We start from the raw sequence: 15,034 nt of genomic DNA, 5'->3' as shown, positions 1-15,034 counted from the left end.
TTCCGCGACGGTCCCGATGCGCTAGCCTGCTGCCGTCGCGGGCGCATGGGGGCGCCCGCCGGGACAGGGAAAAAGGGGAACATCGATGGGGATCTGCCAGCGCGTATTGCTGCTGTGCGTACTGTTGCCTGTGCTGATGCAGCCGGCGCGGGCCGTGGAGGTCGGGCTATTCACTGACACCGAGAAGTTTAAGGAGATCAAGCTGTCGCCGACCGGCGAGTATTACGCCGTCACGATTCCGCTCGAGAACCAGACGGTACTCGCCATCCGGCGTCGCGCCGACCACAAGATGGTGGGTTCGTTCGGGATGGGGACGCGAACCCACGTTCACGATTTCTGGTGGGTCAATTCTGAGCGGGTGGTGTTCAGCATGGCCGAGCGGATCGGATCCCTGGATGAGCCGCGCCTGCTCGGCGAGCTCTACGGCATGCACGTCAACGGTTCCACCCCCGAGATCCTGGTCGGCCAACGCCTGGTGGCGGGCAAGCTGGGCACACGAGTAGGTGCCAAGAAGGAGGAACGGGTCGCCGCGTTGATGATCGACGACCTGCCACGAGACGACCGCCACGTGCTGATCAACGTCTTCCGCTTCATCACGGATCCGGAGTCTCGGGTCGAGAAGATGGATGTGTATACGGGCAAGCGGACCAAGCTGGTGCAGGGGCCGGTGGCCAACGTGGATTTCATCACCGACAACGCTGGCAACGTGCGTTTTGCGCAAGGTGGCGGAATCGACCTCAATACGAAGCTGTACTACCGCGAAGCCGCGGAGGACGCGCCCTGGAAACTGCTGAACGACGAGGCCGCGAGCGGCCACGCGGAGTATGCGATCGGATTCGCGGCGGACAACGCCACCGCTTATCTGCGGGTGGAGCATCCACAGGGGCCGGATTCCATTGACGCGCTCGACCTGGCGACGTTGCAGCGGCGCGAGCTGCTGCGCGATGACAATGTCGATCCGTTCTCCATCCTCTATCGCCCCGGAACCGGCGTGCCGGTTGGCGCGGTCTACATGGACGGAAAGCCGCGGACGGCATTCTTCGATGCCGCCTCGCCGGAAGCGCGCCTGCAGCGCAGCCTGGAAGCTGCCTTCAAGGACCAGGCGGTCGAGGTCATTTCCACCACGTCCGACGGCAAGCTCGCGCTGATCGAGGTGTCCAGTGACCGCAATCCCGGGGACGTCTACGTTTTCGACATCGCCGGCAAGAAGGCCGATTACCTGGTCAGCCGGCGCGAGAAGATCGATCCGGCCACGATGGCCGAGATGCGGCCGGTATCACTGAAGGCGCGCGATCAGCTGACGCTGAATGGCTATCTCACGCTGCCACCGGGTTCTGACGGCAAGCGGCTGCCGATGGTGGTCATGCCGCACGGTGGCCCGTTCGGCATCTACGACGCATGGGGATTCGATCCGGACGTGCAGATGCTCGCGGCTTCCGGTTACGCCGTGCTGCAGGTGGATTACCGCGGCTCTGGTAACCACGGTCGCGCCTTCGAGCAGGCAGGCGCTCGGCAATGGGGCGCGAAGATGCAGGACGACATCACCGATGCCTCCCGCTGGGCGATCGAGCAGGGGTACGCCGACCCCGCCCGCGTCTGCATCTACGGTGCGAGCTATGGCGGTTACGCCGCGCTGATGGGCGTGGCGCGCGAACCGGACCTGTATCGGTGCGCAGTGGGCTACGTCGGCGTCTACGAGCTGTCCGACATGTACACCGATGGCGACATCCAGCGCAGCAGGTCGGGCGAGACCTTCCTGCGCCAGTGGCTCGGCCCGAAGGACGCCCTGACGGCAGTGTCGCCGACCCGGTTGGCGGACAGGATCAAGGCCCCCGTATTCCTCGCCGCCGGTGGCGAAGACGACCGCGCTCCGATCCAGCACAGCAGGCGCATGGAACAGGCCTTGAAGGCGGCCAATGTTCCGGTCGAAACCCTGTACTACCCGAAGGAAGGGCACGGCTTCTACGTGGAAGCCAACAAGCGTGAATTCCAGAACCGTCTGCTCGGGTTCCTCGAGCGCCACATCGGCAACGGCGCACTGGCGGCGGGCAACTAGCCCGCCGCCGCGGCTTCCCGCACTGGACTTGGGGCGGACCACCGCTTAGCTTGTCGCGATTCCACGCGGGGGAGAGGCGATGAACGCAAAATCCGGAGCGGGTACGCCGCAGCTCACGCTGCGGGCGGTGCTGCTTGCAGTGATCCTGGCGGTGATCCTGTCGGCTGCCAATGCCTACCTGGGGCTGTTCGCCGGCCTGACGATCGCGACCGCGATCCCGGCGGCGGTGGTATCGATGGGCGTGCTGCGGCTGCTGGGCGGCGGCACGATCCTCGAGAACAACATCGTGCAGACCGGGGCGTCTGCGGGGTCGTCGATCGCGGCCGGCGTGATCTTCACCATCCCGGCGCTGATCATCATGGGCTACTGGCCCGATTTCAAATACTGGTGGGTGGTGGGCATCGCCGGCCTCGGCGGCCTGCTCGGGGTGCTGTTCTCGGTGCCGCTGCGGCGCACGATGATCGTAGAAAACCCGTTGCCGTTCCCGGAAGGCAAGGCGGCGGCGGAGGTGCTCAAGGCGGGCGAAAACCCGGGGCCTGGCCTGAAGATCCTCGCATTCTCGGCGGCGATCGGCGCGGTGCTCAAGGCTGCGGCCGCCAGCGGCATGCGCATCATTCCCGACACTGCCGCGGGCGCCGGCTTCTTCGGCAAGTATCTGGGCTACATGGGCACCAACCTGTCACCGGCCCTGCTCGGCGTGGGCTATATCGTCGGCCTGAACATCGGCATCGTGGTGCTTTCCGGCAGCATCCTGTCCTGGCATATCGGGATCCCGCTCTACCACGCGATGTTCCAGGGCACCGACCCGGTGCTGGCCGCCAGCAACCTGGGCGCCAGCGCGGAAGACGCGGCGTTCGCGATCTGGTCGACCAAGATCCGCTACCTGGGCGTCGGCGCGATGCTGATCGGCGGCGTGTGGACCCTGTTCTCGTTGCGCAAGTCGCTGCTGTCGGGAGTGAAGAGCGGCATCGCCGCCGCACGCAAGGGCGCCGACGCAAATCTCGCGGAAACAGAGCGGGACCTGCCGATGAAGTGGATGCTGGTGGCGCTGGTCGCCTTCGTCATTCCGTTGCTGCTGTTGTACCAAGCCATCGTCGGCAACTGGGGCGTGAGCATTCCGATGGCGATCATCATGATCGTGGCCGGCTTCCTGTTCGTCTCCGTATCGGCCTACCTCGCGGGCCTGGTCGGTTCCTCGAACAACCCGGTGTCCGGCATCACCATCGCCACCATCCTGTTCGCCTCGGTGGTGCTGATGCTGCTGTTGGGGCGCGATTCGCCGATCGGTGCGGTTGCGGCGATCATGATCGGCGCGGTGGTGTGCTGCGCCGCTGCGGTCGGCGGAGACAACCTGCAGGACCTGAAGGCCGGCTACATCGTCGGCGCCACGCCATGGAAGCAGCAGCTGATGCTCGGCATCGGCGCATTTTCGTGCGCGCTGGTGATGGCGCCGGTGCTGAACCTGCTGGCCCAGGCCTACGGCATCGGCGCACCGACACCCGAGCAGCCCAATTCGCTGTCCGCACCCCAGGCCACGCTGATGGCCTCGGTGGCCAGGGGCATGTTCGGGGGCGAATTGCCGTGGGGCATCATCGCCATCGGCGCAGGCGTGGGCGCGGCGATCATCGCGATCGACGAAGTGCTCAAGGCCCGCGGCGCGAAGTTCCGCGTCCCGGTGCTGGCCGCGGCCATCGGCATCTACCTGCCGCTGGAATTGATGGTGCCGATCTTCCTCGGCGGCCTGCTGTCCTACCTGGTCGAGCGGCGCCACGGCATGGTCGGCACCGAGGACGAAGTGGCCCGCGACCGTCTGCACCGGCCCGGGACGCTGTTCGCCGCCGGGCTGATCACCGGCGAGGCGTTGATGGGCATCCTGATCGCGATCCCGATCGTCGCCTCAGGGCGCGCCGATGTCATTGCGCTCCCGGAGCAGTTCCAGTTCGGCGAGATCGTCGGGCTGGTCGTGCTCACCGTGGTCGGCTGGCTGCTGTACCGCACCGGGGCCAAGGCCAAGCCCGCGCTCGGCGACGTCGAGCCAGGTCCGATGTGATCTCTGGTTCTCTTCCTGTACGCCTTGGACCTGTTGGAGCCGTCATGAACCTGCGCCACGCCATTCTATCCGCCGCCCTCCTGCTTGCTCTCCCCACGTTCGCACACGCCGAGCGCGGCTTCGACGTCCGTGACCTGGCGAAGATGGATCGTTACTCCTCGCCGACGCTCTCGCCGAATGCTCGCAAGCTGGTGTTCGCCAAGCGGGTGGTGGATTTCGATGCCAACAAGGCGAGCACCTCGCTGTGGATCGAGGACCTATTCGCGCGCGACGCGGCTCCGCCGGTGCGCTTGACCCCCGAAGGCTGGAACGTCAATTCGCCTGCGTTCTCGCCCGATGGAACGACGGTGTACTTTCTCAGCGCGAAGAACGGCAGTTCGCAGCTGTATGCGCAGCTCGTGGCGGGCGGTACGCCGAAGCAGCTCACCGCGTTCGCCCTGGATGTCGACGGTTACAAGCTGTCGCCGGACGGCAAGCAGGTGGCGCTGGTGTTTTCGACCTTCCCCCAGTGCGCGTCGGATCTCGAGTGCGCAAAGAAGCAGCTCGACGCCGACGGCAAGAAGAAGACCAGCGGTGTGGTCTTCGACCGCATGTTCATCCGTCACTGGGATACCTGGTCGGACGGGCGCCTGAATCGCGTGTTCGTGGCTGACCTGGGCGGCGCGGCGCCTGCGAAAACCGCGGTCCTGGTCGGCGGCGACGTGGAAGGCGACATCCCGTCCAAGCCTTTCGGCGACCTGTCGGATCTTGCATGGGCTCCCGACGGCAAGACCCTCGTGTTCAGCGCACGCAGGTCGGACCGGGAGGAACCCTGGTCGACCAACTTCGATCTGTACCAGGTCAACGCCGACGGCACCGGCGCCGCCACGAACCTCACCTCGGGAAACCCCGCCTGGGACGCGGGTCCGGTGTTCGGCAAGGACGGCCGCACGCTTTACTACCGCGCGATGAAGCGCCCGGGTTTCGAGGCGGACCGCTTCGCGTTGAAATCGATGGACCTCGCCAGCGGCAACACGCGCGAGATCGCACCGCAGTGGGACCGCTCTGCCGACGGCATCACCGTGTCCGCCGATGGCCGGACCATCTACACCACGGCCCAGGACACGGGAGAACATCCGCTGTTCGCCGTGGATGTGGAAAGCGGCGGGGTCACCAAACTGGTCGGCGATGGCAGTGTATCCGCGTTCGAACTGGCCGACACAGGTCCCACCGGGCCCACCCTGGTGTTCGCACGCAACAGCATGAAGAGCGGGGACCAGCTGTTCACCGGCGGGATCGCCGGCACGCCGGTGCGTGCGATCACGCCCAGCGCGGGCGAGATGCTCGCCGACGTGGCCTGGGGCGAGTACGAACAGTTCGACTTCAAGGGTTGGAGCGGAGATACCGTGCACGGCTACGTGGTCAAGCCATGGAATTACGTGGCCGGCCAGAAATACCCGGTCGCATTCCTGATCCACGGCGGGCCGCAGGGCAGCTTCGGCGACGGCTGGAGCTACCGCTGGAACCCGCAGACCTACGCCGGGCAGGGCTACGCCGTGGTGATGATCGACTTCCATGGCTCCACCGGCTACGGCCAGGCGTTCACCGACGCGATCAGCCAGCACTGGGGCGACCGTCCGCTGGAGGACCTGCAGAAAGGCTGGAAGGCGGCGCTTGCGAAGTACGACTTCCTCGACGCGGAAAAGGCCTGCGCCCTGGGCGCCAGCTACGGCGGCTTCATGGTCAACTGGATCGCCGGTAACTGGAACGAACCGTGGAAATGCCTGGTCAATCACGATGGCGTGTTCGACCAGCGGGCGATGGGCTATGCCACCGAGGAATTGTGGTTCACCGAGTGGGAGCAGGGTGGTACGCCGTACGACGTGCCGAGGAACTACGAGAAGTTCAACCCGGTCAACCATGTCGACGAGTGGCGCGTGCCGATGCTCGTGGTGCATGGCCAGCTCGACTACCGCATCCCGGTGGAGCAGGGCATCGCCACCTTCACCGCGTTGCAGCGCCGCGGGATCGAATCGAAGTTCCTGTACTTCCCCGACGAGAACCACTGGGTGCTGAAGCCGCAGAACAGCGTGCTCTGGCACGACACGGTCAACGGTTGGCTCAAGCAGCACATCGGGCCGTAGGGTGGAGCCGGTCGCCAGCACGGCGCTGATCAGCAACGACATCGTCGTCCTTGGCCTGATCGCCGCGACCCTCGGCGCGGTGTTCTGGACCGCATCGCTCCAGCACGGCTTCTTCCGGAAGTTCTACAGTTTCGTCCCCGCGTTGCTGCTGTGCTACCTGATCCCGGGCCTGTACAACACCTTCGGCCTGATCGACGGCGAAGCGAGCAAGCTCTACAACCCGGTCGCCAGTCGCGTGCTGCTGCCTGCGGCACTGGTGCTGCTCACCCTGTCGATCGACCTGAAGGCGATCCTCAGACTCGGGCCGAAACTGGTGCTGATGTATGCGGCGGCATCGCTGAGCGTGATGGCGGGGGCCGTGCTCGCCTTCCTGCTGTTCCGCGCCGTGCACCCAGAAACCGTGGCCGGCGACACCTGGACCGGCATGACCACGCTTGCCGGCAGCTGGATCGGTGGTGGCGCCAACATGCTGGCTATGAAGGAAATCTTCCAGGTCGACGCCACGACCTTCGGCCAGTTCGCTGTGGTCGATGTGGGCGTGGGCTACGTGTGGATGGCGGTGCTGATCTTCCTGGCCGCGCGCGCGCAGGCCATCGACGCGCGTAGCGGCGCCGATACCCGCGCGATCGAGGAACTCAAGCTCAAGCTGGAAGCGTTCCGCGCCGAACACGGTCGCATCGCCAGCCTGACCGACCTGATGATGATCATCGGGCTGGCGTTCGGCGCGGTCGGCCTGTCCCATTTCGTCGCGGCGCCGGTTTCGGCCTGGTTCGGTGCCCACGTGTCCTGGGCGAAGACGGTCAGCTTGCATGAGCCCTTCGTCTGGATGGTGATGCTGTCGACGTTGATCGGGCTGGGCCTGAGCTTCACCCGTGCGCGCACCCTCGAGGGCGCGGGCGCGTCGAACATCGGTCAGCTGTTGCTGTACTTCCTGATCGCCACCATCGGCATGCAGATGGACATCTTCGCGCTGCTCGACCGGCCGTGGCTGTTCCTGCTGGGGATCGTCTGGATCTCCATCCATATCGTGCTGTTGTGGCTGATGGGCAGGCTGCTGCGCGTGCCGTTCTTCTATTTCGCGATCGGCTCGCAGAGCAATATCGGTGGACCGGCCTCGGCACCGGTCGTGGCGTCGGCCTTCCATCCCGCGCTGGCGCCGGTGGGAGCCCTGCTGGGGACCTTGGGCTACGCCACGGGCACAGGGCTGTCTTACCTGCTGGGCCTGATCCTGCGGGCGCTGGCGACCGGATGAATCACGGCTTTGCGTTTTCTAGTGGAACGGGATGAACGGAGAGCGGCCCATGTTCGAAGTCGAAGACCGGCCAGAACCCTATCGCGGGCCGGAGCGCCGCAGCGGCAAGGAGCGCCGGCAGGGCAGCGATCGGCGCGAGGAATTTCGTTTCGACCTGACCAAGGAGGACCGTCGCAGCGGCAAGGACCGGCGCCGGCAGGGGTCGTGGAACGGGAGCGCGATCGACCGCCGGTAGCGCCCGCAGCGATCATGCGTTCAAAAAAGAAGCCGCGCGAGCGCGGCTTCTTGCATTCCCCGTCGAACGCAGTCAGTTCAGCGGGCAGCCTTGGTTGTTGTAGGCGTCCAGCGTCGTGGACAGGGACAGCATGATCTCGCGATCGTTGCTGGCCAGGGCGGCGGCCACCTGTGAGGTCACGGTCGCGGTCGTGATCGGGTAGTCGACATCCGGCGAGGTCGCACCGAGCAGGGCAGCGACGGCCTGCTTGAGCAGGATGCGCTTGGCGCCGGCGATGCCGGGGCCTCCCTTGTAGTTCAGCGCATTGAGGAAGGAATCGTTGAACGCGTCCGCGCCGAAGGCGACCTGCAGGTTGCTGCCTGGGTAGTACGGAGCCGGCCATGAATCGTGATGCTGGCGCACCTTCCAGTAACCCAGCGTGCAACCCTCGAATCCGGTCTCCTGTGGGGTGGAATAGCAGAACCGTGCGTTCGCGGCCTGCGGGTAGCCGGGCGTGGTCGTCATGGTCTGGAACAGCGCGGTCTGCGGCGCCGGCAGGTGCAGGCCTTCGTCATGCGTCACCGGAGGGTCGTAGCTGTAGAGCACTGCCGAGCCGGCACCGCTGAGGCTGACGTGATGGATCGACTGGCCGGTGCTTTCCTGGATCCAGTACAGCAGCCATCCATTCGTCGATTCGAACGAGATCGTCGAAACTGCCAGTACACCGTCGCCTTGCAAAGTGGGACCTTCAGGCAGCGGACTGACCAGCAGTTCGACCTCATTGAGGATGCCGGCGGTATCGAAGTCCTTGCAGCTCAGATCGACGTCCACGGGGGTGGGGATGCCAACGGTGCCGGTGGCCGACGCGGCGGTGGAAAACAGCAGGCCCAGCAGGCAACTTGCCAGTGTGCTGGAGGCCATCCAGCGAACTTTGGAACGAACGGGAACAGCGGCTTGCATCGACACAGAGAACCCCCTTGTTGGAAGACCGGATGATCCCCGCATCCGCCTTCGGCGTACCGCATGACTGGGATCGTAGCTGTCTCAACGCGGCAACCAGGGGCAAGCGGTCAGGCTTGCGGATGTATTTCATCGGGCGGCCGGTCTTGTCGGGGAATCGCGTTGGGGAGTCATGACTTATGTCGCAAGGAGGTTCGCGCCGTGCCTGACCATGCACCAAAGCCGCCGTACTCCGGACCCGAGCGCCGCGCCAACACCGAGCGGCGCGAGGGCCGCGACCGGCGCGAGGAGATCCGCTTCGACCTGGTGCATAGCGATCGGCGCAGCGGGTTCGATCGCCGCAGGCGTGAGAGCTGGAGCGCCATCACGATCAACCGCCGGTAGCCAGTCCTACCGGCCCGGACGCAACGACCTGCGCACCACCAGCTTCAGCCCGGACCAGACCGGGCTGACCGCGCAGACTTTGACATCGACGAAGCCGAGCGGCAGCGCGACGGCTCGGATCACGTCCTCGCTCACGTCGCTTGCAACCCCGGAGGCCTTCTTCGGCCAGGACACCCAGACCACGGCATCGGGCCGGAGCGTCCTGCGCGCACGCTGCAGCTCCTCGACCAGGGTCGAACGGGACACAACGAAGACATGCACCAGATCGGTGCCCGCCGAAGCGCGCTTATCGAAGCGCACGCCGTCCGGAAGCGGCGACAGCCATTCCAGATAGGGCGACGGCTGGTGCCGCAACAGCACCCGGCACCCGGGCACAAAGCCGAGCTTCCTGGCCAACGGTGTCGCCGAGTATCCGGTCGTCACGGGCATGACCCTCAATCGCGGTCGGGCGCCCCTGGCGGAAAATACGCGCGGTACGGCCGGGCTTCTTCCACTGCGCGCGCGAACGAGGGGCGGGCGAGCAGGCGCTGGCGATAACCGCGCACATTGCCGTGAGCGTCGTCGAGCGGGTGCACCCAGTCCGCGTAGAACAGCGAGGGCGCGGCGGCGCAGTCGGCAAGGCTGAAACCGGACCGGCTTGCCCATTCGCGTCCGGCCAGATGCCGCTCCAGCCAGGCATAAGCGGTATCGAGCATGGCCCTCGCCTCGGCGACACCGCATGCATCGCGCTGGTCCTGTGGACGCAGATGGTCGAACACGATCTTCTGCATCGGGGTCATCACGTAGTTGTCGAAGACGCGATCGAGCATGCGTACTTCCACCGCGTCGTCGCCGTCCGGAATCAACCGGACTGCGCCGGGATGGCGAAGCTGCAGGTGTTCGATGATCGCGCTGGCCTCGAACACGGTCTGCTCGCCGTCCACGAGCACGGGAAAGCGCTTCATCGGCCACAGCGCCTCGAGTTCGGCTTGCGCCTCCTCGCCCTCCAGCAGCCTGTAGTCGAATGGAGTCCCGTTCTCGTACAGCGCGGTCAGGGCCTTCTGGCAATAGGACGAGAACGGGTGGGCGTAAAGCTTCAGCATCGCGGACGGTCTCCGTGCGGGCCAACCCCGGCACTTCCAGGTTCGACGAACGAGGGTGCCCGCAATCGACAACTTTCAGCGCGAGCGCCCCGCGCCGTAGAGTGCCACCATGCGCGGACGAAGCCGAGGCGGTCCATAGGCACGCGGCCGGCCGGGCTGGTGAAGGCGCACATGCGCCAGGCAGGCGTATTAGTCCGGTATTCGGACCGCCGTCCGCGTGACGCGAACCTCAGGCCAATGCCATCCGCCGCTGCTCTTCCTGCTGCCGGCCTTGCGTCACGTGTTCGCCCCCCTGCTCGCGCAGCAGCCAGGCGCTGTCGATCGCCGGCATGCGGCTGGCCACGTCGACATCAACGTGGCTGCGCCGGTGCCCAGCGTCGTCCAGCCCGCCTTCCACTGCGAACACGCTGCGGCCGTTCGGCGCGGCGACCACATGGTCGATGCGCCGCAGGCCGTCATGCCCGGCGGAGGCGGCCATGCCGGCGGCGGCGTTGAAGAAGCGCGCGTCGTCCTGCAGCCCGAGCCGGTCGCGCTGCGGGGCGAGCCCACGGACCGAGTCGTCGAGCAGGCGGTTGACGGTGTCCAACGAGGCATCGCGCGGGCTCCGCGCAGCGCGGTCCGGCTCCGTCGCGTCGAGTGTGTAACCGGCCTTGTCCATCGCCTCCATCACCGCCTCGATGTAGTGGTTGTCCACGCGGTGCGGCAAGTTCTTCCACGGCAGCAGCCGCTCGAAAGTGGTCAGCGGATCCGGGTCGGGCAGGTCGATGCGGGCACCGGGCGCGTCCGGCATCGCCAGCTTGAGCGGGAAGGCGTCTTCCTGCAGGTGGGTCAGGATCTCGTTCTCCACCACGTAGTGCCGCACCAGCCCCAGGTCGGCCTGACGCTTGGCCGCGGCCGCATCCACGCCGTAGCGCTCGACGGTATTGTCATGGACGCCTGCGGCGTTGAAGGTCACCGCCGGGACCTCGTTCACCATCGCGGCGGCCGCTGCCAGACCGCCGCCCAGCGACTGGCCCGACAGTACCAGGCGGCCGCCGAAGGCCAGCTTCGCCTCGCGCGCCATGGCAATGGCCTGGTCGTACTGTGCGTCCTTGAAGCCCAGCCCCTGGCCGAAATTGTGCTTCCAGTCCTGGCCCTCGTCCGTGCCCGCGTAGACCAGGGCCACGTGGCCGCTGGCGTCGCGATAGAACGAGGCGTCGAAGCCACTCTTGGTGTCGTGCAGCAGCGCCGGGTCGATGCCCGCCGCGCGCACTTCCTCGTCGCCCATGCGCGCCCAGCCGGTGGGCAGCGGCCGGTCGACCGGCGGTTGGCCGCGCAGCTGGTCCGCGCGGTCGTAATTGTCCTGGACGAGCGCCGCCAGCGCGCGATCCACGGGTTGCGGGTCCGGGCCTGCGAAACCGTTACGCCCCGAGGACGTGCCGGAATTGGCGGCGATCGTTGCCGACGGTGCATTCATATGCAGCTCCTCCATGGCTGAAGGCGCGCAGCGGAATCGGAGCCGCCCGCGCCGGTCCCTGTCCGGTTACTCGTGCGCGATACCCCTGGCGGCCAGCCAGTCGCGGACCTTCTGACGCGCGCTCCGGCTTTCGGCGTTGAGCCTGGTGTCGGAGCCGGAGAACAGCGCGGCCTGGAAGGTCTGGCCGCGGGCATTGGTCGCGGCCGGATCCACGCCCGCTTCCAGCAGCTGCAGCACGCGCGCCGCGTCGTTGATGTTGGCCGCCACGTGCGCGAGCGTGTTGCCCATCGAATCGGTGCGACGCAGGTCCGCGCCGGCCTTCAGCAGCAGATCCACCTGTGGATCACGACGGCTCTGCACGGCGCGGAAGATCGGCGTCCAGCCTCCGCGCGGGCTGGCGATATCGACCGGCGCGCCGTGGGCAACGAGGACTTGCAGATACTTCGGATCCCGTGCCATCGCGGCCATGTGGGCCACGGTCTCCTGATCCATGCCCGGCGCCGAGGCGTCGGCCCCGGCCTCCAGCAGTGCTGCCAGCGCCTCCGGGCGCTCGTTCCACACCGCCCATTCGAGCAGGGTGACGCCGTCCCTGCCACGCGCGGACAGGTCGGCCGACGGGGCCAGGCGGCGGATGCCGGCGATATCGCCCGCGGCTACAGCTTCGGCCAGCGGCACGATTGCGGGGTCCTGGAAGGGAATGCTGCGTTCCTGCACGGCTGTGGACATCCTGGTTTGCTCCTTTGCACCGGGCGGCTGCGCGGCGCATGAAACCATCGCGATGGAGGTGGCGAGAGCCGCCAGGGCGGATGCGCGCTTGGATACGGGCTTGCGCACTGCGGGGTCCTTTCCGGCTGCGTCGCTGTTTCGCCGCGTGTGTCGATCCGGTGGGCGGCAACCCGATCCTACACCACTCCTGTCGCGGGTTTGCTGCATGCGCACAAACGCGGATGCGGCTTGGCGCGGTGATCTGCGGACGGGCATCCCTGTTTCGCAGCGCAGGTCCGCGCCGTTCGATCTGCGCACGTCTTCGCACGAGTTACGCGCAGCGATACCTGCGGACGCGTCCCAGCTGGCGACGGATGGCGTACCACTCCCGCAACCCGTCAGCTTGCATCGGTGCCCGTGAGCGGGTGACCGATGCGCCACGGGCGCGTGGCCTCAGCAGCAGCGCGAGCGCCCAGCGCCGTAGCGTGCCGCCATGCGCTCGCGGAAGAAGCCGACGCGATCCATCGGCACGCGGTCGGGATGGTGGAGGCGCACATGCGCCAGGTAGGCATCGTAGTCCGGCATCCCGACCGCCAGCCGCGCGGTGCGTGCTGCCAGCGTCCAGGCCCGGCGCAGCCAGGCGCCGGCGTGCTCAGCGGGCGATGGCGTCGAGCGCGACATAGTCGGTCTCCCGGGCGGTAACCACGTCGCTGCGCCGCGCGGCCAGGGCCGCGCGCACTCCGAAGAACAGCGTCAACAGCACCACTGCCATGAACAGCACGCACAGCGCGGCGTCGAGCTGATTGTTGAAGGCGATGCGCCGCATCTCGTCGATCGATTTCGCCGGCGCCAGCAGTTCGCCGCGCGCGGCGGCGTCGCCGAACTTACGGGCATTGGCCAGGAAACCGATCTTCGGATCGGCGTGGAAGAGCTTCTGCCAGCCGGCGGTGAGCGTGCACACCAGCAGCCATGCGGTGGGCAACGCTGGGATCCACAGCCAGCGCTCGCGCTTCATCCGCACCAGCGCCACGCAGCAGAAGATCAGCGCCAGGGCGGCCAGCATTTGGTTGGCGATGCCGAACAGCGGCCATAGGGTATTGATGCCGCCGAGCGGGTCGACCACCCCTTGGTACAGGAACCAGCCCCAGCCAGCCACCGCCAGCGCGGTGCAGGCCAGGTTTGCAGCCCAGCTTTCGGTACGCTGGAACGGCGGATAGGCCAGGCCGATCAGCTCCTGGATCATGAAGCGCGCCACCCGCGTGCCGGCATCGATCGTGGTGAGGATGAACAACGCTTCGAACAGGATCGCGTAGTGGTACCAGAAGGCCAACATGCCCTCGCCGCCGAGCATGCCGTGCAGGATCTGGGCCATGCCCACCGCCAGGGTCGGCGCCCCGCCGGCGCGCGAGAGGATGGTGGATTCGCCGATCTCCTTCGCCGTGCCCGCCAGCACATCGGGCGTGATCACGAAGCCCCACTGCGAAATCGCCAGCGCCGCACTGTCGACCGTGCTCCCGATCAGCGCGGCGGGCGCGTTCATGGCGAAGTACACGCCCGGATCCAGCACGCAGGCCGCGATCAGCGCCATCACCGCGACCGAGGCTTCCATCAGCATGCCGCCGTAGCCGATCAGGCGGATCTCGGATTCGTTCGACAGCATCTTGGGCGTGGTGCCCGACGAGATCAGCGCATGGAAGCCGGACACGGCGCCGCAGGCGATGGTGATGAACAGGAACGGGAACAGGCTGCCCGAGAACACCGGGCCGCTGCCGTCGATGAAGCGCGTGACCGCCGGCATGCGCAGCTCCGGCATCGCGACCAGCACCGCGATGGCGAGCAGGAAGATCGTGCCGATCTTGAGGAAGGTGCTCAGGTAATCGCGCGGCGCCAGCAACAGCCAGACCGGCAGCACCGCGGCGACGAAACCGTAGCCGATCAGCATCCACGCCAGCGCCTTGCCATCGAAGGTGAACAGCGGCGCCCACTGCGGCGACTGCGCGACCAGGCCGCCGAGCCAGATCGACAGCAGCAACAGCACCAGGCCCAGGATCGACACCTCGAGGATGCGACCGGGTCGCCACCAGCGCAGGTAGACGCCCATCAGCAGTGCGATCGGGATGGTCATGGCCACGGTGAACGTGCCCCATGGGCTGATGGCAAGCGCCTTCACCACCACCAGCGCCAGCACCGCGAGCAGGATCACCATGATCGCCAGGATCCCGACCATCGCGGTGTAGCCGGCGGCGTTGCCCAGTTCGCTGCGGATCATGTCGCCCAGCGAACGCCCGTCGCGGCGTACCGACAGGAACAGCACCAGCATGTCCTGCACCGCACCGGCCAGGATCACCCCGAACAGGATCCACAGAAAACCGGGCAGGTAACCCATCTGCGCCGCCAGCACCGGGCCGACCAGCGGGCCGGCTCCGGCGATCGCGGCGAAGTGATGGCCAAACAGCACCGTCTTTTCGGTGGGAACATAATCGAGCCCGTCGTTGCGCCGCCACGCAGGCGTAGCGCGGCTCGGATCGATCTGCAAGGCGCGGGTGACGATGAACCGCGCGTAGAAGCGATAGGCGATGAAGAAGATCGACACCGCCGCCGACACGATCCACAACGCGCTGATGGTCTCGCCGCGGGACAGGGCCACGGTCCCCAGGCAGAACGCCGCGAACAGGGAAAGGACGGCCCAGCCGAGTTTCGCGGGAAGGGTCATGCCGGGGCACCGTGCGTGTGGAGGATGATCGGCAAGCGT

Annotated in this window: 13 protein-coding genes; 6 read left to right on the top strand and 7 right to left on the bottom strand. The window is 66.8% G+C overall.

The window, feature by feature from the left end; translation table 11 throughout:
* The first annotated feature begins 85 nt into the window (after positions 1-85).
* From MC375_RS16685 to MC375_RS16665, 5 genes are all read left to right on the top strand, one after another.
* A complete protein-coding gene (locus MC375_RS16685; protein ID WP_242104533.1) occupies positions 86-2,056 on the top strand; it encodes a S9 family peptidase in 1,971 nt (656 codons plus the stop codon).
* Positions 2,057-2,135: 79 nt separating this feature from the next.
* Positions 2,136-4,106, top strand: a complete 1,971-nt coding sequence (locus tag MC375_RS16680) for an oligopeptide transporter, OPT family (RefSeq protein ID WP_242104532.1) — start codon at positions 2,136-2,138, stop codon at positions 4,104-4,106.
* Between the two features lie 44 nt (positions 4,107-4,150).
* On the top strand, positions 4,151-6,229 hold the full coding sequence (locus tag MC375_RS16675; protein WP_242104531.1) for a S9 family peptidase: 2,079 nt from the start codon (positions 4,151-4,153) through the stop codon (positions 6,227-6,229).
* Position 6,230: 1 nt separating this feature from the next.
* Positions 6,231-7,481, top strand: a complete 1,251-nt coding sequence (locus MC375_RS16670) for a DUF819 family protein (protein WP_242104530.1) — start codon at positions 6,231-6,233, stop codon at positions 7,479-7,481.
* A 49-nt stretch (positions 7,482-7,530) separates the two neighbouring features.
* Entirely contained in the window at positions 7,531-7,716 is a 186-nt protein-coding gene (locus MC375_RS16665; RefSeq protein WP_242104529.1) for a hypothetical protein, read from the top strand.
* Between the two features lie 72 nt (positions 7,717-7,788).
* On the opposite strand, the gene MC375_RS16660 is transcribed toward MC375_RS16665, so the two are convergent.
* Entirely contained in the window at positions 7,789-8,616 is an 828-nt protein-coding gene (locus tag MC375_RS16660; protein WP_242104528.1) for a hypothetical protein, read from the bottom strand.
* A gap of 240 nt (positions 8,617-8,856) precedes the next feature.
* Between MC375_RS16660 and MC375_RS16655 the strand changes: the two genes are divergently transcribed.
* A complete protein-coding gene (locus MC375_RS16655; protein WP_242104527.1) occupies positions 8,857-9,039 on the top strand; it encodes a hypothetical protein in 183 nt (60 codons plus the stop codon).
* Between the two features lie 6 nt (positions 9,040-9,045).
* Here the strand turns inward: MC375_RS16655 and MC375_RS16650 are convergent, their stop codons facing one another.
* From MC375_RS16650 to MC375_RS16625, 6 genes are all read right to left on the bottom strand, one after another.
* On the bottom strand, positions 9,046-9,468 hold the full coding sequence (locus MC375_RS16650; protein WP_242104526.1) for a DUF3052 domain-containing protein: 423 nt from the start codon (positions 9,466-9,468) through the stop codon (positions 9,046-9,048).
* Positions 9,469-9,473: 5 nt separating this feature from the next.
* Entirely contained in the window at positions 9,474-10,121 is a 648-nt protein-coding gene (locus tag MC375_RS16645; RefSeq protein ID WP_242104525.1) for a glutathione S-transferase family protein, read from the bottom strand.
* A gap of 229 nt (positions 10,122-10,350) precedes the next feature.
* Positions 10,351-11,577, bottom strand: a complete 1,227-nt coding sequence (locus MC375_RS16640) for an XVIPCD domain-containing protein (protein WP_242104524.1) — start codon at positions 11,575-11,577, stop codon at positions 10,351-10,353.
* Between the two features lie 66 nt (positions 11,578-11,643).
* Positions 11,644-12,351, bottom strand: coding sequence for an ankyrin repeat domain-containing protein (locus MC375_RS16635; RefSeq protein WP_242104651.1), 708 nt, complete (start codon positions 12,349-12,351; stop codon positions 11,644-11,646).
* Positions 12,352-12,735: 384 nt separating this feature from the next.
* Positions 12,736-12,963, bottom strand: a complete 228-nt coding sequence (locus tag MC375_RS16630; protein WP_242104523.1) for a CstA-like transporter-associated (seleno)protein — start codon at positions 12,961-12,963, stop codon at positions 12,736-12,738.
* Positions 12,935-14,995, bottom strand: a complete 2,061-nt coding sequence (locus MC375_RS16625; RefSeq protein ID WP_242104522.1) for a carbon starvation CstA family protein — start codon at positions 14,993-14,995, stop codon at positions 12,935-12,937. Before MC375_RS16625 ends, MC375_RS16630 begins: the two co-directional genes overlap by 29 nt.
* Positions 14,996-15,034: the final 39 nt, after the last annotated feature.

This window comes from Lysobacter sp. M2-1 (genome assembly GCF_022662495.1).
GTDB lineage: Bacteria > Pseudomonadota > Gammaproteobacteria > Xanthomonadales > Xanthomonadaceae > JAKPBU01.
This window is presented reverse-complemented; position numbering and strand designations above follow the sequence as displayed.